Source organism: Paenibacillus faecis, from assembly GCF_008084145.1.
Classification (GTDB): Bacteria; Bacillota; Bacilli; order Paenibacillales; family Paenibacillaceae; genus Fontibacillus; species Fontibacillus faecis.
In genome coordinates this window covers 1,469,192-1,488,018 of sequence record NZ_VSDO01000001.1, presented here as the reverse complement: position 1 = coordinate 1,488,018, position 18,827 = coordinate 1,469,192, and the positions used below count along the sequence as shown (strand labels likewise).

The following is an 18,827-nucleotide window of genomic DNA, read 5'->3' as shown; positions in this document are numbered from 1 at the left end:
ATGACATCATTTTGCGAAAATAGCAGCTACTGCGTCCGTTAGAATCAGGAATCGGCCCATTTGGACGAAATAGCGGCTATGGCGTCCGTTAGAATTTCTCCTATCAGCTCCTGTGCGACGAAACTCCTTCTGTTTCGTGGTGACCTCGGGTCAATCGACAACTTCGGGGTGCGCAACCGCCTGATCGCCCCACGCCATCTACTCCCCGCGGCCTGCAAGCTCCCCGCAGACTCCTTGCGGCCCCTGCGAGCTCCCCCGTAGACTCCCCGCAGCCTGCAAGCTCCCCGCAGACTCCTTGCGGCCCCTGCAAGCTCCCCGTAGACTCCCCGCAGCCTTCAAGCTCCCCGCAGACTCCTCGCGGCCCCTGCGAAATCCCTCGCAGACTCCCCGTGACTACGTTCAGACTTTTACTTTCCACATAACCGGTCAGAGGCTTTTGCACAGTAACTGCTTCTTCGAGCCGTTTTTTATAACGTCGCTTCATTCTAAAACGCCCCCCGATTGGAAAACCCCACGCTAAAGGTATACATATAAAAAGGCTGCCTATTTCTACGCTTTTTACATATTGAAAAAGGAAATGTGGCCCTGCGCTAACAATTCTCGAATAGACTGTGGGGTGAATGATGCTGAAATGGGGGGAATCGGATTGAAATTAAGGACTTTAAGGATGGTCTCGCTGCTGATGGCGGCGGAAATTTTGCTCAGCACGGCGGTTGGTACGGTGGCGGGTGCCGCGGGCCCGGTCGCCGGAGCCACCGGGGGAGCCGGGATGATCGAGTCGGCGGGATCCGTAAATTCTGCAGGAGTCGTCGATCCCGACGAATCGATGGATCCCACCGGAGCCACTGGTGCGGAGGATCGCGGATTCAGTCTGAACGCGGCGGCCGCCGCGATCGGAATATCCGGTGCGCCTTCTCTGCCTGCCGCAACAGCGGGGCAGCCCTATTCAGTGACTCTGGACGTGTACGGGGGACAAGCTCCCTATACTTTTACAGCGGCGGGGCTTCCGGCAGGTTTGACGATCTCGGAGACAGCCGGCCTCATTGAAGGAACGCCTGCCCCAGGTACGAAAGGCGATTATACGGTTACGTTTACCATCAAAGATGCGGCTTCCGCGGAATTCACCGATACCCGGGAGTTGCAGGTGAACGCGGCTGTACCGGCACCCGCCCCCGGACCGGCGGAGGACACGCTGCGAATCCGCAAAATCGCCAGCTATGAAACCGGAACGCCCAATAAGGATGGCGGGGTTGCCGAGATTGTCAGATACAACAGGGATAACGGGAAGTTTTATCTCGTCAACGGTTCGACGAATCCGCCTTCGATCGATATCGTGCCCTTAACGGCGGGCGGTCGCCTGACCAAGGAAAAAAGCATCGATGTTAAGCAACTGGCGGAAACCGACGGGTTCCGATTCGGGGATTTGACCAGTCTCGATATCAATCCGAAAACCCGGACGATTGCGGCGGCGGTTCAAGAGGCGGCAGCGGACAAGCACGGCAAAATTCTGGTGCTGGATTATGACGGAAACCTGCTGACCACGTATGAGGCCGGAGTTCAACCGGACATGGTGAAGTTTACATCGAACGGGGAGTATATTTTGTCCGCCGATGAGGGCGAGCCTCGCGAGCCGGGGATCGATCCCGAAGGCAGCGTCACGATCATCGATCTGGAATCCGATGAAGTGGTTCATGTCAAGTTCGACGACCCTACGGTGATCGACGATGCCGTGCACATTCGCGGAGCTGCGGATGCGGACGGCAACATCACGGGGCCCGGATCCAAGGAAGACGCTATCCGTGATCTGGAGCCGGAATACATCGCTTTGTCCGCGGACGAAAAAACAGCATACGTGACTCTGCAAGAGAATAACGCCGTCGCTGTGGTGAATATCGCCGAGGCCCGAATTACCGCGGTTCACGGCCTGGGGACCAAGGATTTCAACGATCCGAAGAACGCCCTGGACCTGGTTAACGATGGGGAAATCAAGCTGGAGAATGCGCCATTCCGAGGTTTGTATATGCCTGACGGAATCGCCGCCTATGAAAAGAACGGGAAAACCTACCTCCTGACCGCCAACGAAGGCGATGCGACCGAATGGGGGGATCACCGGAAAAACAACAGCAAAATTTCCAAGCTGAAGGCGAAATTGGATTCCGCTTCGCCTGCCGCCGAGTTCCTGAGTCGGCATGGATCGGCCTATGACAAAGTGGAAGCTGCCGGTGATATGGGGACAGATAGCGTGTATATGTATGGCGGGCGTTCTTTTTCCATCTGGGACGCTTCTTCTCCGGCCACGGTCATTTCGCAGGTGTACGATAGCGGCAGTGATTTTGAGCGGATCACCGCGGAGCGGCTGCCGGATTATTTTAACGCAAGCAACAGTAAGGTGGAAAAAGACGACCGCAGTCCCAAAAAAGGACCCGAACCGGAGTACGTCACCGTCGGCCAGGTCGGGAACCGGGCCTTCGCGTTTATCGGTCTTGAACGGGTTGGTGGAGTCATGACCTATGACATCACGAATCCGGAAAATCCGGTGTTCGCGAACTACACGAATACGCGTGATTTTACGGCGGGAATCAACACGGATACCGGGCCGGAGGGGTTGGAGTTCATCCCGGCACCCGACAGTCCGACAGGCCGGCCGCTGCTGCTTGCCGCTAATGAAGTGGGCGGCACTGTGACCGTGCTGGAGCTGGACGTCACCAAGGTTTCGCTGAACAAGAAAAGCCTGCGGCTGCAGATTGGCGGAGCTGGGGAACAATTGACGGCCGCGGTGGAAGGGGCTGTCGGTTCTAGCCGCGTGACTTGGAGCTCGTCGCGTCCGGATATTGCGGGCGTGGATGCGGACGGGAATGTTACGCCGATCGCCAAGGGGCAGGCTGTGATCACGGCGCTTAGCGAGGACGGCTACGGTGTAGCGGAAGCGGTCGTTACGGTGGAAAGCGGCGGCCAGGATACCTGGGAGCTGACAGTGATGCATACGAACGACACGCATGCCCATTTGGCCGATGTGGCGCGCAGAGCTACGCTGGTGAACCAGGTCCGGGCCGAAGGCGGAAACAGCCTGCTGCTGGATGCGGGGGATGTTTTTTCCGGGGATCTGTATTTTACAAAGTGGCAGGGGTTGGCGGACCTCGAGTTTATGAATTATATGGGCTATGATGCCATGACGTTCGGAAACCACGAGTTTGACAAGGGGACGAAGGTTCTGGCCGAGTTCGTGCAAAAAGCCAAGTTCCCGCTCGTAAGCTCCAACGTGGACCTGAGCCGGGACGCCAACATGGCGCCGCTGCTTAAGGCTCCGGTCACGATCGACCACGAGAAACCCCAAACGCTTGATAATGCCGGCGTCTACCCATATGTCGTTCTTGACGTTGACGGTCAAAAAGTAGCCGTATTCGGTATGACAACGGAAGATACCAAGGAAACATCCAGTCCGGGAAAAGACGTTGTTTTCCGGAATGCGGCGGAAGCGGCAAAGGAAACGGTCCAAGCGATCGAGCAGGAAGGCATCGATATCATTATCGGATTATCGCATCTGGGGTATGCCCGGGATCAGAAGCTCGCTGAGGAGGTGGAAGGGATCGACCTGATCGTCGGCGGCCATACCCATACGCGGTTGGACCAGCCTGAAATCGTCGTCGATGACGAGTACCAGACGCCTACGGTGATCGTGCAGGCCAACGAGTGGGGCAAATTCCTCGGCCGCGTCGATTTGGTATTCGACAGGGAAGGGACGGTGCTGACGGGACCGGGACAAACGACGGGCAGGCTGATCACCGTTGACGCCAAAGTGCCTGAGGACCCCAGGGCCGCTGAAATGCTCGCCCCCCTCAACGCGGAGCTTGAGGAATTGAAAAAAGAAGTGATCGGAACGGCAGCGATTCCCCTGGACGGAGAGCGCAAGAATGTCCGCTCCAGGGAGACGAATCTCGGGAATCTGATCGCCGACGGCATGCTGGCTAAAGCCAAGCAGCTGAAAAACGCGGACATCGCCCTGACCAATGGCGGGGGAATCCGCGCCGCGATCGATCAGGGAGACATTACGATGGGCGAACTGCGCACCGTAATGCCGTTCGGCAATACGCTGGTTGTCATGGATGTAACGGGCCGGCAGTTGAAGGACGGGCTGGAAAACGGGATCAGCGGCGCCAAGCTGAGCGATCTGCCCGGTAAATTCCCGCAAATCGCGGGCATGAAATTCAAATGGGACCCGGCTCAAACGGCGGGGAACCGAGTGTTTGACGTTCAGATCCTGAAGGGATCGGCTTATGCTCCTTTGGATTTAAAGGCGACGTACCGTATGGCCAGCAACAGTTTCGTGGCGAACGGCGGAGACGGCTATGCTTCCTTTGCCGAGGCGATTGGCGCAGGGGCTTATTACGAGGATCTCGGTTATCCGGATTATGAGATCTTTATCGAGCATGTGAAGTCGCTCGGAGGTACGGTTGCGCCCAAGGTGGAGGGGCGGATCGTGGAGCAGGCCAAACCCGCAAACGGTGGCGGCCCATCCAACGGAGGCTCCTCCGGAGGCGGTTCCTCCTCGGGCGGCGGCTCGGGCAGCGTAACGACGCCAACGCCGGCGTCTTCAACGCCTCCGGCGGCACAGACATCGGGCGCCAAACTTTCGGGCGACCAACTGCAAACCTCGCAGACTGTGAACGCCGCGGGGCAAACGATAACGGTGGTCAGCGTCAAGTCGGCTGCGGTGCTGGATGGCGCGCTCAAGGCGGTAACAGGAGGCTCCGCCGAGCATGTGACGATTTCCTTGCCGGACGTAAACGATGGCGTGGAGCTGCGGCTTCCGGCCCAGACGTTGATGGCGAATGCGGCCAAGGCGGCATCCGCCTCGGCTGTCGTGATCGAAACCGGAGCAGCGGGTTACCGCCTTCCGCTGAAAGCGATCAGCGATAGCGTGAATGCCGTGCTGGGAACGGGCGGCGGGCTGAATCAGCAGTCCTTGCTGTCGATCTCCGTTGTTCCGGTGCCCGAGGTTCAGCAGGAGAAGCTGGAAGCTGCGGCGGCAAGCCTCGGGGCGCAAGCCGTGAAAAGGACGGCGCTGGATTTCCGGGTCAGCCTGGTTCATAACGGAACGGCGAAGGCCCTGAATGAAATCGGAGCGAAATCCCTGAGCCGGATTATCCCGCTTCCGGCAGGTGGCAGCGGGGCGAACCTCGTTGCCGTCCAGTTTGACGAGGCGACCGGCGAGCTTCGCCCGGTTCCGGCGGTGTCCGTTACCTGGAACGGCCGGCCCGCGCTGGAGCTGAAGCCGCTCTTCGGTGGCAGCGGAGTCGTTACGATCGTGGATCACAAGAAGGAATTTGGCGATGTGACCGGCCATTGGGCGGAGAAAGAAATCGAAGCGATGGCCTCCCGCTTGATCATCAAGGGCACGGATGCATCCCATTACACGCCGGGACGGGAAGTAACGCGGGGTGAATTTACCGCGCTGCTCGTAAGGAGCCTCGGGTTGCCTTCGGCCGGGGAGGCGAACCCGTTCACCGGCGTTTCCGCAGGTGGTTCACTGGCCGGAGATCTCGGGGCCGCGGTGAAATTCGGACTGATCGATGGAAGCGGCAATGCTTTTGCGCCGAATGAACGTTTGTCCCGGGTGGAGATGGCCATGCTGCTCTCCCGCGCATGGGAACTCGCGAAGAGCGGAAAAGAGGATGCGGCGGCAAACGGCGGTTCTGGTGCTGTTCCCGGTTCCGGTTCTGGTTCGCCCGGCGCTGGCAGCCCGGTACGGTTTGCGGATCAGGGCGCTATCCCGTCCTGGGCGGCACCGGCCGTTGCACAGCTGGCCGAACTGAATATCCTGAAAGGGAATGAGAAAGGACAATTTATGCCGAACGGTTCCATGACGCGGGCGGAGGCCGCCATTGTTTTGCTGCGAACGATGCAGGCCTTGGGACTGGCGGAATAAATAAGCCGGCAAAACGACAAAACCCAAAAGCAGGTTTCCGGGGAATATCCCCTTGGGAACCTGCTTTTTTAGCGGATTAATGCGGAAGCTTGGGTTGGAGAACGATTAGGCGGTTTGCCTCAAGTCATAAAACAAAATGCGAGACCACGAACACGGCCGGCGAGTTCCAGTAGATCGTCACTTCGTTCCCCGCGTAGCTAAGCTCGTCGTCGATAAAGCAGCGGGCCGGCGCTTCGCCCTGCAGATGCTCCATCATGCAGTCGTCGTTAAGGCCGCGATTCGGTCCTCCGATTACGAGGCCGGGCACGGGTTCGGCCACCCGGTCGCCCACCGAAGGGCGATGGTGCGGATGCATGACCGGACGGTCGCCGTAACCCGTCACATAACTGTAATCGAGTGCGTTTCGGCCCAAAAGGTAATGGACATGGTCGAGGGCGGCATGTTCATACTCGGTCTTTCCGCCGAAGCGGAAGGCCATGAGCAGGAGCATCGCGCGGTTCATGACAACCATGTTGCTGCCCCAAATGTAATCCGCCGGCGTCAAGGATATGCCGTAGCCGTCACCGGAACAGATCGCCAGCAGTTTGTCGGCCTCCGTCAGGAGTTCCTCTTTTAGCCGGGCATACAAAGTAGGATCGGTATTTTCGGGTCCGTCCAGCAAATAGGCCAGGGAGCCGTAGGCGCCCATATCGGCCCAGCCCAGCTCAAATTTCGGAAATTGCTGGAGGGCGAGCCGTCTGAATGCCTCGTGAAAAGCTTCATCGCCGGTGGTGCGGAAAAGCTCCGCCGCCGCCCAATAGCGCTCGTCGAGATCTTGGGCGTCTCCGTATTCTCCTGTGCCGATATCGGCCGGATTTTTGAAGCCGGGGACCTCGGGGTGATCGAGCAGCCAGCGCCAAGCGCGTTTGGCTGCATCCAGACAGAGGTCCGCAAACGCCCCGTCGAACAGGCGGTAGATACGTGCAGCCATGGCCATGACGGCGGCGAAGCATCCCGTAGCCGCGGCCGATACAGGCAGAAAATACAGCTCGGCCAGGTCGTCTTCCGGCATGACGTCGAGGGCCGGGAATTGCTTGGTCGTCAGTTTGTGGAACGCGCCGCCTGTGCGTTCATCCTGCATTTTGAGGAGCCACTCGAGCTCGTAACGGCATTCATGCAGCACATCCGGCGTACGCCCGTCGCTCTCGGGGAGCGGTACGGTGCGGCGGAAAGCCTGCGGATACAGCTCGTAGGCGAGCAGCAGGTCGGCGACCGCCTTGGCGCCGGGGCCGGTGTATTTGCCGTAGTCGCCGGCGTCGTGCCAGCCTCCGGCACTGTCCCGCCTCCGGTCGGGCTCGCCGTAAACGATGCCTTCCGCCAGATGGCAAGCTTGGTGTGCCCAAGGCCCGGCAAACTCCTCCTTCAGCTCGCAGCCGCAGCGGAAAAAGTAAAAGGCTTTAAGCAGGCCGGTATGCAGGTCGGCGTACGGGTTGTTCGCGATGACGAAGGGGGAGGAAGCTTCGCCGTTTATCCGAATCCGGTAGGTACCGGGTTCGGAAAGCCCGGAGAAATCCCCCAAGCTCACCGGGGTGCCTGCCGCCTCGTCCTGCCGGGCGGGGGCGGTTTCCCCCGCGAAGGCGACCTCCCCGGTGGAGGCGTGAATCACTTCAAATGCTCCGCCGGCCTCGGCATAGCGGAACGATTTGGGTCCGGACGCCGGATAGCCGATCTGGTTGACGGTAAGAATGCGTGGTTTTACTGCGGACATCGTAAATCCCTCACTTTTTCAGAAAATTAGTGGCGATACATAAGACTCCATAATCTGCTTCAAAATTCAGCAATGTACTTCAAGAAGTCCATAACCTGCTTAAAGAGTCAGCAATGTACTTTAAGAGCTCATAACCAGCTTCAGAGTCAGCAACGTACTTCAAGAGCTCATAAGCAGCTCAGACTCCGCAACGTACTTAAAAAGTCCATAACCTACTCCAAGACTGCAAGATAACTCAAGAAGTCCACAACCCACTCGGTGCTAGCGCTTACAAGTTGAGAAGTTTAAGAGTGCCGGAAAACGTTTTCTGTCATTCTGGTTTATTATATCAAACTCCGCCCCAGGCGAAAAGATTTTTACGAATGGACTTGGTGCGTGATACGATAAATCACAGCCGAATTGAATGCAACGCATTTTATTTCGAAAAGGAGCCCCTTATGATATTGTCGTTTTTCGATGCCCGGCAAGCACCGGATTTCCTCATGTTTTCCGCGACCCATCTGTTTTCGCTCCTACTGTTGCCGGCTTTGGTTTTGGCGCTCTATCTGTCTAGACGACTACTCCGTAAAAAGAACACGTTGCGCCTGGCCGTAAGATACGGATTGATCACCCTTCTAATCCTTTGTGAAGCCAGTCTGAATATCTGGTATTTCGCCGAGGACGTTTGGGACATCCGCTACACGCTGCCCCTCGAGCTATGCACGATTACACTTTTGCTCTCGATCCTGATGTTATGGACCCGAAAGAGCTGGCTGTACGAATTTCTGTGGTTTGCCGGAATTGGAGGCGCGCTTCAGGCCTTTTTGACGCCGAATCTGGCGTACGGATTTCCACATTTCCGCTTCTTTCAGTTTTTTATCGCCCATTCGGCAATCATTCTGGCTCCGCTCTACATGACATGGGTCGAAGGGTACCGCCCGACCTGGAAATCGATCGGCAAAACGATGGTTTTCCTTAACGTTCTAGCCTTAGCGGTAGGTTTGTTGAATGCGGCAGTCGGCGCCAACTACATGTTTCTGCTGCACAAGCCGGATACGCCTTCGGTGCTCGATTGGCTGGGTCCCTATCCGCTATACCTATTAGCTGAGGAAGGCATCGCCCTGTTTCTTTTTGTGGTCATGTACGGTTTGTTCTTTGCACTCGGGGATTATATTAAAAAGAGACGCAAGGCGGCGGGAGACACTTACCAGGAGAGAGCTTAGCCGCGCCGAGCCCGGAGCCCCGAGTTCGGAGTCGAAGGCTTGAAGCTCGAGGGGGTGAAGCTCGAAGGCTTGAAGATTGAAGGCTGAAGTTCGGAGGAGCGAAGCTCGAGGGCTTGGAGTTCGAGGGTGCGAAGCTTAAGGGCTAGAAGTCTGAAGAGCGAAGTTTGAAGGAGCGAAGCTCCAAGGCGTGAAGGTTTGTAGTTTGAAACTCGAGGATTGAAGCTTGAAGTTCGAAGAAGCGAAGTGCTCCGAGGCCCAACGGCTTGGATTCGCGAATCCGAAGTACCGGTCTGATCGAGTTGGCTTGTCTAACGGAAGCCATAGCCGCTATTTCGTCCAAATGAGCGGATTCCGGATTCTAACGGACACAGTAGCTGCTATTTTGGCAAAATGAGGTCATTTCGGAAAGGAAAAGCCCAAATAGGCGCTACTAGTTCCGTTAGAAATCCGAAAGTGTGGAAAATCGCGAAATAGCAGCTATTATTTCCGTTAGCGCAGACCGTGGCCCGGATCTCGCAAGGAGTTCGGGCGCGCAACTGGACATCCGTTAGGTGACACGCAGAACGGATCTCCGGTAGGGCGATGCGCAGCTCGGTTCTCGCATAGAGCGATTGCTTCTTGGATTTCGGATAGAGCAGCGCGCAGCTAGACTTCCGCGGGGCCATCGCGCAGCCTAGGCCAGCTGGGTCAAAATTCTAACGGAAGCCATAGCCGCTATTTTGTCCAAATGGGCGGATTCCGGATTCTAACGGACACAGTAGCTGCTATTTTGGCAAAATGAGGTCATTTCGGAAGGGAAAAGCCCAAATAGGCGCTATTATTTCCGTTAGAAATCCGAAAGCGCGGAAAATCGCGAAATAGCAGCTATTATTTCCGTTTGCGCAGACCGTGGCCCGGATCTCGCAAGGAGTTCGGGCGCGCAACTGGACATCCGTTAGGTGACACGCAGAACGGATCTCCAGTAGGGCGATGCCAGCTCGGTTCTCGCATAGAGCGATGTGTTTCTCGGATTTCGGATAGAGCAGCGCGCAGCTAGACTTCCGGCGGGGCCAACGCGCAGCCTAGGCCGGCTGGGCCAAAATTCTAACGGAAGCCATAGCCGCTATTTCGTCCAAATGGGCGGATTCCGGATTCTAACGGACGCAGTAGCTGCTATTTTGGCAAAATAAGGTCATTTCGGTAGGGAAAAGCCCAAATAGGCGCTACTATTTCCGTTAGAAATCTGAAAGTGCTGAAAAATGCGAAATAGCGGCTATTATTTCCGTTAGAGCAGTGTCCGGTAAGGGCCTCTGCTAGCGCAATGCGCAGCCCGCATCGGCCTCTGACAGACCGCCGCAGCTCGGACCTCGCATAGACCCGCGCCCCACGAGGGCAGGCCGCAACGCACACCGCGCAGCCCGCTCCTCCCTTAAAGCGGTGCGGGCTGGGCTTCCGTCGAGCACAAGCACCGGGGGGGTGCGGTTGCTGTGTTTTTATCAGAGCAAAAGGAGGGATGACGGAATGCAGGAAGTTCAGGATCATCTGGATTACGGCTTGTCTATCGTTTTTATCGGATTCAATCCGAGTTTGCGGTCCGGGGAGGTGGGGCATCATTACGCCAATCCCCGCAACAATTTCTGGCGGATTCTTTACCGGTCGGGCTTGACGCCCCGGCTCTACAAAGCGGAGGAAGACGGGGAGCTGCTGAAGCTCGGGTACGGGTTTACGAACATCGTGGCGCGTCCGACAAGGGGAGCCGAAGATATTACGCGCGAGGAATACAAGCGGGGCCGGACCCTGCTGCGCTGCAAGCTTCGGGAGTATAGACCCAAGTTTGCCTGTTTTGTCGGCAAAGGCGTGTACGCTGAGTACAGCGGAAATTCCCGGGCGGGCTGGGGTTTCCAACCGGACATGATCGTGGACGGCGTTCAGGATTTCGTGGCCCCGTCCTCCAGCGGGCTGGTGCGAATGAGCATGGACGAGATCGTGGGGATTTATCGGGAGTTGGCCGAAGCCATCCTGTGACAAAGTCGGCTCTCTTTTTAGGGGAAACTCTCATTTCTCTCGACTCTTTTCTGGTAGTATGTTATCATGAGAATCTGATAACGTATTAACGAACTAAAGCGCGCGTGCCGCGTTTTGTCTACATGATGGGGGAGAGATACAGATGAGAAAAAAGAGCGCAATTCTGCTATCGATTTTGGGCATGATTCTAGTTATAGTGTCCGGATGTTCCGCTTCCGGCGCCGGCAAGGATGATAACAAGCTGGTCATCGGCATCGATGATAAATTCGCCCCGATGGGTTTCCGGGATGAGAATAACGAAATCGTCGGGTTCGATATTGACTTTGCGAAGGCTGTCGCGGATAAAATGGGCATGGAAGTCACCTTCCAGCCGATCGACTGGTCGGCCAAAGAGTCGGAGCTGAACAGCGGCCGGATCGACCTGATCTGGAACGGCTACACGATTACGGAGGAACGGAAAGGAAAGGTTCTGTTCACCAAACCATATCTGAAGAACAGCCAAGTGATCGTGACGCTGGCGGACTCGCCGATTTCCGCGATCAGCGAACTGGCCGGCAAGGTGGTCGGGCTGCAGTCGCTGTCCTCGGCGGCGGACGCTTTGAACGCCAATCCGATTAAAGATGAGATCAAGACCGTCACGGAATTCCCGGACAATGTGCTTGCGCTCAGCGACTTGAAAACCAAGCGGCTGGATGCCGTGGTCATTGACGAAGTGGTGGCCCGCTACTATATGTCCAAGGAAGAGGGCACCTTTAAATTGCTGGACGAGTCCCTGGCACCGGAAGAGTACGGCATCGGCGTGAAAAAGGGCAATGAAGAACTGCTTGAGAAGCTGCAGAAAGCGATCGATGAACTGAATCAGGACGGAACCGCCGCGAAGATTTCGCAGACCTGGTTCGGCGAGGATAAGGTGCTTAAGTAAGCAGCTCGAATATGCAGCGCGTTTTAAAAACCGGATTGAATTCTATATCCGGTTTTTAGTTTTCATTATGAGGAGAGTCATTGATGAGTATGGATTATTTTTGGGAAATTACAGGACCTATGCTGGAGGGTGCGAAGACGACCGTGCTGCTGTTTTTTCTGGCGATCGTCACGTCCATTCCGCTTGGTTTTGCCATAACGCTGGTGGTCCGCAGCCGGTTTAAACCGCTGGCTTGGCTGGCCAATGCCTTTATTTATGTTATGCGCGGCACTCCGCTGCTGCTGCAGATGCTGTTTTTCTGCTTCGGCCTGCCCGTCTTGCCGGTGATCGGCGAGTACTTGGTGCTTGACCGTTTTGTTGCGGCCGCTTTGGCGTTTACGCTGAATTACGCCGCGTATTTCGCCGAAATTTTTCGCGGCGGCCTGCTTGCGATCGACAAGGGGCAGTATGAAGCGGCGCAAGTCCTGGGCTTGGGGCGCTTCCATACCATGACCCGCATCATTCTGCCGCAGATGTTCCGAATCGCGCTCCCGGCGGTATCGAACGAGGCGATCACGCTCGTAAAGGACACCGCGCTATTGTACGCGGTCGCCGTGCCGGAACTGCTGCATTTCGCCAAGACCGCGGTGAACCGCGACTTTACGATCATGCCTTTCGTGATCGCGGGGGTTATTTATTTGGTGATGACGCTGATCTTGACCCTGTTCTTCAAAATACTTGAACGCAAATTCAAATTCGATTAAAGGACCATGGAATGACGATGAACAATACGATGATTGATGTGAGAGATGTGCGGAAATCCTTCGGTTCGCTGGAGGTGCTCAAAAAGGTTTCCCTGCAAATTGCGCCAAATGAGGTTGTCGCGGTGATCGGCCCGTCGGGCTCGGGCAAAAGCACGATGCTGCGCAGCCTGGCGCATCTGGAGCAGGTGGATGCGGGCAGCATCCGCATCGGGAACGATTACCTGGTGCAGGACGGCAAATACGCATCTTCGGCAAAAATCAAAGAAATCACGGCCCGGATGGGCATGGTGTTCCAACATTTCAACCTGTTCCCGCATCTGACCGTGCGGGGCAATCTGGAACTGGCGCCAAAGTTGGTCAAGCGCCTGCCGGCGGCCGAGGCGCGCGACAGGGCTTCCGCCCTGCTGGAGAAGGTGGGCTTGCTCGAGAAGGGCGACGCTTATCCGGCCAACCTGTCCGGCGGTCAGAAACAACGGGTCGCGATCGCCCGGGCGCTGATGATGAACCCGGAGATCCTGCTGTTTGACGAGCCGACCTCCGCCCTTGACCCCGAATTGACCGGCGAGGTGCTCCAGGTCATGCGGCAGCTGGCCGAAGAGCGGATGACAATGGTCGTCGTCACGCACGAAATGGGCTTTGCCCGAGAGGTCGCCGATCGGGTCATCTTCATGGCGGACGGCGAATTTATCGAGTCGGGGACGCCGGAGCAGCTGTTCGGTAATCCGCGGCAGGAACGGACCAAAACATTTTTAAACCGGGTGCTGTAGTCGCAGCCCCGGTTTTTTTGTACAATGGTTCGAGGAGAGACCAATGAAGATGGAGTGGATATGGCATGGAACAGCGAATGGAGAGGGCAGGTCATCAAGAGGGGAGCGGCAACTTGGAGCCGATGCTGCGGGAATATTCTTCCGCCACGGTGCTGTCGACCGCGGCTAACTATATCATAGAGCGCCCTGAGGCGTTTACGCATACATACCGGACCTACGTCCGACTGCGGGAGCAAGGAAAGCTGGAGCTTCGTTTTTGGTTCAGCAACGAGGTCGACTCCACCTGGGATCGCGGCGAGGTGGCTAAAGGGGGGCAGCCCGGCGGAGACTGGCTGATCGAGGCCGCGTTCGCGGCCGATGGAGGCACCCGGCGGGACGGCAGCGTCAACCCGGATTCCCGGGTGCCCGTCACCTTCGGCGGCGGCACGTCCCGGCTTGTCCGGCCGGGGGAGACGTTTTGGAGCGATCCGGTGGAGCTGACGCTTCCGGACGGGCATGACCTTGCTTTTACTTGGACCATCGCCGCGGGCTCGGGGAGATCGGTTCCCTATAACGTCGAGCAGATGCTGGTCACGGCCTTCGACGCGCCCGGGAAGCATGCGGAGGATGCCGGAGCGGAGGCTTTTACCCTTTCGGAGAAAAAGCTTGTGATGCCCGCGTGGATCGGTTATCGAAAGAGCGTGAAGCGCCGGATGGTGTTCTTCGGGGATTCGATCACGCAAGGTGTCCGAACCGCCGTGGACGGTTACGAATATTGGGTGGCCCGGATTGCCGACGGGCTCGGACCGGACTATGGCGTCTGGAATTTGGGTTCGGGTTGGGCGCGGGCATATGATGCCGCAACGGACACGGCCTGGCTGCACAAAGCGAGACAGGGCGATCAGGTGTTGATCGCGCTCGGGGTGAACGATATCGATATCGGCGAGCGCACCGCCGAGCAACTGCTCGGCGATTTGACCCGGATCGTTTCGATTTTGAAATCGAACAACCCGGCTGTCGATATCGTGATGTTTACGGTGCCGCCGTTCAATTTCAGCGGCGAGCGGGAGCGGGTCTGGCGCCGGGTGAACGAGGCGCTGCGGACGGCCCCGCCGGAAGGCGTGGACCGGGTGTTTGACATCGCCGCGGTATTGGCGCAGCCGGCCCCGCAGGAGCACTGCCTCCGGCCGGAGTTTATGAGCCCCGGCAATGATCCGCATCCGAACGGCTTGGCCGGAAAGGCCGTGGCCGAAGCCTTTTTAGCCTGGTACAAAGGGTGAAGATTGAAATGAACGGGATTTCCTCCCGTTCATTCGTGGTCTAGGGAGGGAGCCGACAAGGCCCATGAATGGAACTCCTCCGCTAAATTCGCCCTAAATCGGTCAGATCGGAATCCGGAATTCGGACTGATTGCGAGCATGTGAGTGAGAGGGAATTCTTCGGCCGACTCCGATTCAAGGCTCAATTGTGGCATATAAACGGGCGGTTTTTCCAGCCAAGACCCCATCGGACAACCTGGGTAACATAGAATTCCTGCAAATCTGCATGTTTTTTTCTCGTTGGGGGCCAAAATTTAAAAATTCCTGCGATTCTGCAGGAATTTTTGACCAAACCGGCTCGTTTCTCTAAAATCGCTAAAAATGCCTGCAGATTTGCATCTTTTTGCGCATTTCCTCGTGAATCGGCTTAAAAACCTGCAGATTTGCATCTTTTGGAGCTGCCAGGGGATTGAAAGCTGGAAGCCTTAAAGGGCTTGGAGGTCCTGGAGGTCTTTGAGGTCTTTGAGATTTTTGAGATCTTTGAGGTCTTTGAGGTCTTTGAATTCTTTAAAGTCCTTGAAGTCCTTGAAGGTTCTTGATGTCTGAAGAGACACTAACATAAAAAAGTGCGAACGCCAAGAAAAGTAATCCTTTTCTCTCCTTGGCCGTTCGCACTTTTTTTCATGGTTGGTCCGTCCATTTGCTCCGGTATTCCCGTGGAGATAAGCCCTCCTGTTTCTTGAACACCTTGCTGAAGTATTTGACGTCATTGAACCCGACCATCTCGGCGATGCGCTGGACCTTCAGGTTTGGATTCCGCATCAGTTTCTTGGCCTTGTCGATCCGGTAGGCCGCCAGATAGTCGGAGAAGTTGTCGCCGAACTCCTGCTTGAACTTCCTGGAGATATACTCCCGGCTGACCTGAAAATGGGACGCCAGGTCCTGGAGTGAAAGCTCGGACTGGTAATGCTGCTCAATGTAAGCCAGGATATCGCCGATTTTGCGCGATTCCCGCTGCTGACGTTTGGAGACTTCTCCGGCGAGGCGGGTCAGGAAGCCGATAAGCCAATCCCGCCAGGCAAACGGCGAGAAAGCATAACCGTTCGGCACCGGCGACGCCTCGGCCTGATCTCCTTGTTCCAGCGCGGGGAGGACCTGGTCCGCTTCGCTGCCGAGCACCTCCCGCAGCAGCCCGGATCGGAACGAGATGATGGAGGACTTCCAGGATTCGAGCAGTTCCGGGGAGACGTATCCGCTCCGCGTGAGGGCGTCGATCCATTGCTGCGCCGACGAGGCGATCTGCCCCGGATCTCCGCTCAGGACAGCGGTTTTGAAATCCGCCTGGAAACCGGCGAAAGACAGGGAAACTGGCTCGTCCTCCGACACGCGCACGCCTTCCGACATACGCAGGCCTCCCGACACGCGCACGCCCTCCGGCACACGCGGGCCTTCCGACACATGCTGGCTCTCCGACGCGTGCTGGCCCTGCTTCAGCGCGTGAAGATATTGATCGGGCTGGAGCAGGTTGCGCCGCCGGATGGCCGCTGCCGCTTCGGCATACTGCGCGGGCAGACTGGATGGCAGCGGCCCCGGGGAAGCCAGCCCCACGTGTATTCTCCGCTGCAGCGTATGAAACAGGCCGTCGTTGATTTTGCCGACCAGCTCGGCGGCCCGCTCCGGCTGCTTCCAGACGAGAATCAGGATTTCCATGGCGGCCCCCCAGTGCTTGAAGGCGATGCCCCTCTGGTCGGTGATCAGAAAATCGTTGCAGATGTTGATCAACGAGAATTGCAGCAGCTCGCCGTCATTTCCGAATCGCCTGAGCAGGGAGGTGTCCGAAGCGTCCACCTGAATCAGCAGCAGCCTGGCCTGATCCGCTTCCGTGGGAATCACGCCTTCCATCCGCAGCCGCTTTAAACTGTTGTCCGCCGACCCCGGATCGTCGATCATCGAGGAGAGCAGCTTTTCGCCATAGATCGGCCTAATCTCGTTTAACCGGATACTCTTGCTCTGCTGATCCAGCCGTTCCCGTTCCTCCTGGCGCCACTGGCGGACGGCCTTGGCCACCGCGGCGTTGATCGCCTCGGGCTCGATCGGCTTCAGAATATAATCGATCCCGCCGTGCCGGACGGTCCCCCGGACGAACTCGAAGTCATCGTGTCCGCTGATCACGATAAACTTGAGCGACGGCGCGTGTTCGTTGACCCAGGCCATCAGTTCCATGCCGTGGCCGGCGTTCATCATCATATCCATGATAACGATGGCCGGCTTGAACTCCCGGATGACGCCGATGGCTTCCAGACCTCCCCCCGCTTCCGCGATGTCCTCGATGCCGTGCTCCCGCCAATCGACGAGCAGTCTCACGGCCTTGCGGACTCTGGCTTCATCGTCCACGATCAATGCTCTCATTCCGATGCTTCCTCCTCGTTCTTGTCTTCCATCCGGAACTTCAACTGAATGCGGACTCCGGTGGGGTGTAAATTATTGACGCTTAACTCCGAAGCTTCGCCGTAAACCAGGCGGAGCCGGGTCAACACGTTGATCAGCCCGATGGACGGCGCGAAGCCGTTCGGTTCATCCCCGCCGGGCCGAATCCGTTCGGCCGCGGAGTGGCTCAGCCCGTCTTGGAGCCGGCGCAGCTTGTCTTCGGGAATCCGGCGGCCGTTATTTTCCACGGTGATTGCGATGACTCCGTCCTCTTCGTACGCCGCGGTCAGACCGAGCGTTCCGCCGGTATCTTCCGGACCCAGGCCGTGCTTAAAATAGTTTTCCACGATCGGCTGCAAAATCATCTTGGGCACCTCTACCGATAGCAGAGCTTCGTCTACCTGTACCTGAAAATTGAACCGATTCTCAAAACGCTCCTTTTGCAGCTCGACATAGGCCTTTACATGCTCAAGCTCATCCCGCAGCGTCACGCCGCGGTCATCGTTATGCATGCTGTAACGCATCATTTTGGCCAGCGACGAGATCAGGGTGTAGATCTGCGGAACCTTCAGTTCCAGGGCCAGCGTACCGATGATTTGCAATGTATTGTTCAGGAAATGCGGATTGATCTGCGCCTGGAGCGCCCGAAGCTGGTTGTTCTTGTTGGACAGCTCCAGCTTGTATTCGCGAAGGATCAAGTTGTTGAGGGTATCCATCATGTTCCGGAACCGTTCCGTCAACAAGCCGATCTCATCGTTCCCGGCGGAGGCGATATCCACCTGAAGATTCCCGATCTTCACCTGGTTCATGTACTGCGAGAGCCGCTTGATCGGGGAGGTGATGCGGATCGAGATCAGCACGGTCGCCGTCACGATGACAAGCAGCGCCAACCCGAACAACAATCCGTTGATTTTTGCGGCCTGGTTGGCTTCACTGAGCAGGTGGGACACCGGAATCTGTTTGACCAGCATCCACCGGGCCCCGGCGCTGTTAATGGCCTGATAAATGAAGACGGAATTGTCCTGTTCAAAATACCCCTGTTCCCCTTCAAAGTAAGAACCCCGTCCCGAGTACCAATCGGCGGCGATCGGCTTTCCGATCAGCTCGGGCTGGTTGGCGTAAACCAACTGACCTTCCGCGTCAAGGATATACAGGTTCTCTTGATCCCTGTCATATAATTGATCGGCAATTTCGCTGAGCGCCGACAGCTTGACATCGATCGACAAAAAGCCGATGGCTTGATGTGAAGGGATTTTCTCGATCCGGCGGTGCAGGGTAAACACCTGCTGGGGCGTCACTTGCGGGAAGGGTGCCAGCAGCCCGTAATGATGGCTTATATGGGTGGTCTGGACGCGCAGCGGCTCGTCCTCCGGCAAGGCGGAAACCGGAAACGGGGCGGAATCCTGCCAGCGTTTGGGCGTTTCCTGCGTGATCATCGTCGCTTTCTGATCTTTGACGCCATACAAATAAACCTGAAAAATATCGGGAGCCGCCTTGTAAATATAGTTCAGGGACGCATAGATCCCGATATTGGCCGACATATCGTCGTAGCCGGCATCGAGCAGCCGGTAGAATTCGGAGTCCGAGTATACGTTCAGGGAGATGCGGTTGATGTCCTCAAGCAAACCGTCAATGTTGCGGAACCCCTGATAGAGCAGGTTCCGGTTCTCCTCCACCGCGCGTTCCCGGAGCGATGCCGTGGTATGCGAGTAGCTGACCGCAACCGCGGCCGCCATCGTAAAAATGATGGGCAGCAGCAGAAATACGATCAATTTGGTACGAATACTATTCCATCTCATTCAGCCACATCCGATCAATATTTTACACCTTTAAGTTCACCTGCGTCGGTTT

General features: G+C 56.9%; 10 protein-coding genes. 7 read left to right on the top strand and 3 right to left on the bottom strand.

Annotated elements, in window-relative coordinates; genetic code table 11:
* Positions 1–646: 646 nt before the first annotated feature.
* Positions 647–5,926, top strand: a complete 5,280-nt coding sequence (locus FRY98_RS06765) for a choice-of-anchor I family protein (RefSeq protein WP_249043342.1) — start codon at positions 647–649, stop codon at positions 5,924–5,926.
* Between the two features lie 124 nt (positions 5,927–6,050).
* Here the strand turns inward: FRY98_RS06765 and FRY98_RS06760 are convergent, their stop codons facing one another.
* The gene (locus FRY98_RS06760; protein ID WP_148450913.1) at positions 6,051–7,673 is read right to left on the bottom strand and encodes a glycoside hydrolase family 9 protein; all 1,623 of its coding nucleotides are present in this window, start codon (positions 7,671–7,673) and stop codon (positions 6,051–6,053) included.
* A 437-nt stretch (positions 7,674–8,110) separates the two neighbouring features.
* Between FRY98_RS06760 and FRY98_RS06755 the strand changes: the two genes are divergently transcribed.
* From FRY98_RS06755 to FRY98_RS06730, 6 genes are all read left to right on the top strand, one after another.
* Positions 8,111–8,875 (top strand): YwaF family protein, encoded by a 765-nt coding sequence (locus FRY98_RS06755; protein WP_148450912.1) that lies wholly within the window; start codon positions 8,111–8,113, stop codon positions 8,873–8,875.
* A gap of 1,500 nt (positions 8,876–10,375) precedes the next feature.
* Positions 10,376–10,879 carry a mismatch-specific DNA-glycosylase gene (locus tag FRY98_RS06750; RefSeq protein WP_148450911.1) on the top strand — a complete coding sequence of 168 codons (504 nt, stop codon included), beginning with the start codon at positions 10,376–10,378 and terminating at the stop codon, positions 10,877–10,879.
* A gap of 142 nt (positions 10,880–11,021) precedes the next feature.
* Positions 11,022–11,801 carry an amino acid ABC transporter substrate-binding protein gene (locus FRY98_RS06745; RefSeq protein WP_148450910.1) on the top strand — a complete coding sequence of 260 codons (780 nt, stop codon included), beginning with the start codon at positions 11,022–11,024 and terminating at the stop codon, positions 11,799–11,801.
* Positions 11,802–11,884: 83 nt separating this feature from the next.
* On the top strand, positions 11,885–12,544 hold the full coding sequence (locus FRY98_RS06740) for an amino acid ABC transporter permease (protein WP_148450909.1): 660 nt from the start codon (positions 11,885–11,887) through the stop codon (positions 12,542–12,544).
* A gap of 17 nt (positions 12,545–12,561) precedes the next feature.
* Positions 12,562–13,311 carry an amino acid ABC transporter ATP-binding protein gene (locus FRY98_RS06735; RefSeq protein ID WP_148451228.1) on the top strand — a complete coding sequence of 250 codons (750 nt, stop codon included), beginning with the start codon at positions 12,562–12,564 and terminating at the stop codon, positions 13,309–13,311.
* A gap of 65 nt (positions 13,312–13,376) precedes the next feature.
* Positions 13,377–14,570 (top strand): SGNH/GDSL hydrolase family protein, encoded by a 1,194-nt coding sequence (locus FRY98_RS06730; RefSeq protein WP_249043341.1) that lies wholly within the window; start codon positions 13,377–13,379, stop codon positions 14,568–14,570.
* A 660-nt stretch (positions 14,571–15,230) separates the two neighbouring features.
* On the opposite strand, the gene FRY98_RS06725 is transcribed toward FRY98_RS06730, so the two are convergent.
* Positions 15,231–16,958 carry a response regulator transcription factor gene (locus FRY98_RS06725; protein ID WP_148450908.1) on the bottom strand — a complete coding sequence of 576 codons (1,728 nt, stop codon included), beginning with the start codon at positions 16,956–16,958 and terminating at the stop codon, positions 15,231–15,233.
* Positions 16,955–18,775 (bottom strand): sensor histidine kinase, encoded by a 1,821-nt coding sequence (locus tag FRY98_RS06720; RefSeq protein ID WP_148450907.1) that lies wholly within the window; start codon positions 18,773–18,775, stop codon positions 16,955–16,957. Before FRY98_RS06720 ends, FRY98_RS06725 begins: the two co-directional genes overlap by 4 nt.
* Positions 18,776–18,827: the final 52 nt, after the last annotated feature.

Excerpts from the sequence above, each read along its gene's own strand:
- FRY98_RS06750 (WP_148450911.1), top strand. The coding sequence starts at position 10,376 with ATGCAGGAAGTTCAGGATCATCTGGATTACGGCTTGTCTATCGTTTTT.
- FRY98_RS06740 (WP_148450909.1), top strand. The coding sequence starts at position 11,885 with ATGAGTATGGATTATTTTTGGGAAATTACAGGACCTATGCTGGAGGGT.
- FRY98_RS06725 (WP_148450908.1), bottom strand. The coding sequence starts at position 16,958 with ATGAGAGCATTGATCGTGGACGATGAAGCCAGAGTCCGCAAGGCCGTG.
- FRY98_RS06720 (WP_148450907.1), bottom strand. The coding sequence starts at position 18,775 with ATGAGATGGAATAGTATTCGTACCAAATTGATCGTATTTCTGCTGCTG.
- FRY98_RS06755 (WP_148450912.1), top strand. The coding sequence starts at position 8,111 with ATGATATTGTCGTTTTTCGATGCCCGGCAAGCACCGGATTTCCTCATG.
- FRY98_RS06760 (WP_148450913.1), bottom strand. The coding sequence starts at position 7,673 with ATGTCCGCAGTAAAACCACGCATTCTTACCGTCAACCAGATCGGCTAT.
- FRY98_RS06730 (WP_249043341.1), top strand. The coding sequence starts at position 13,377 with ATGGAACAGCGAATGGAGAGGGCAGGTCATCAAGAGGGGAGCGGCAAC.
- FRY98_RS06745 (WP_148450910.1), top strand. The coding sequence starts at position 11,022 with ATGAGAAAAAAGAGCGCAATTCTGCTATCGATTTTGGGCATGATTCTA.
- FRY98_RS06735 (WP_148451228.1), top strand. The coding sequence starts at position 12,562 with ATGAACAATACGATGATTGATGTGAGAGATGTGCGGAAATCCTTCGGT.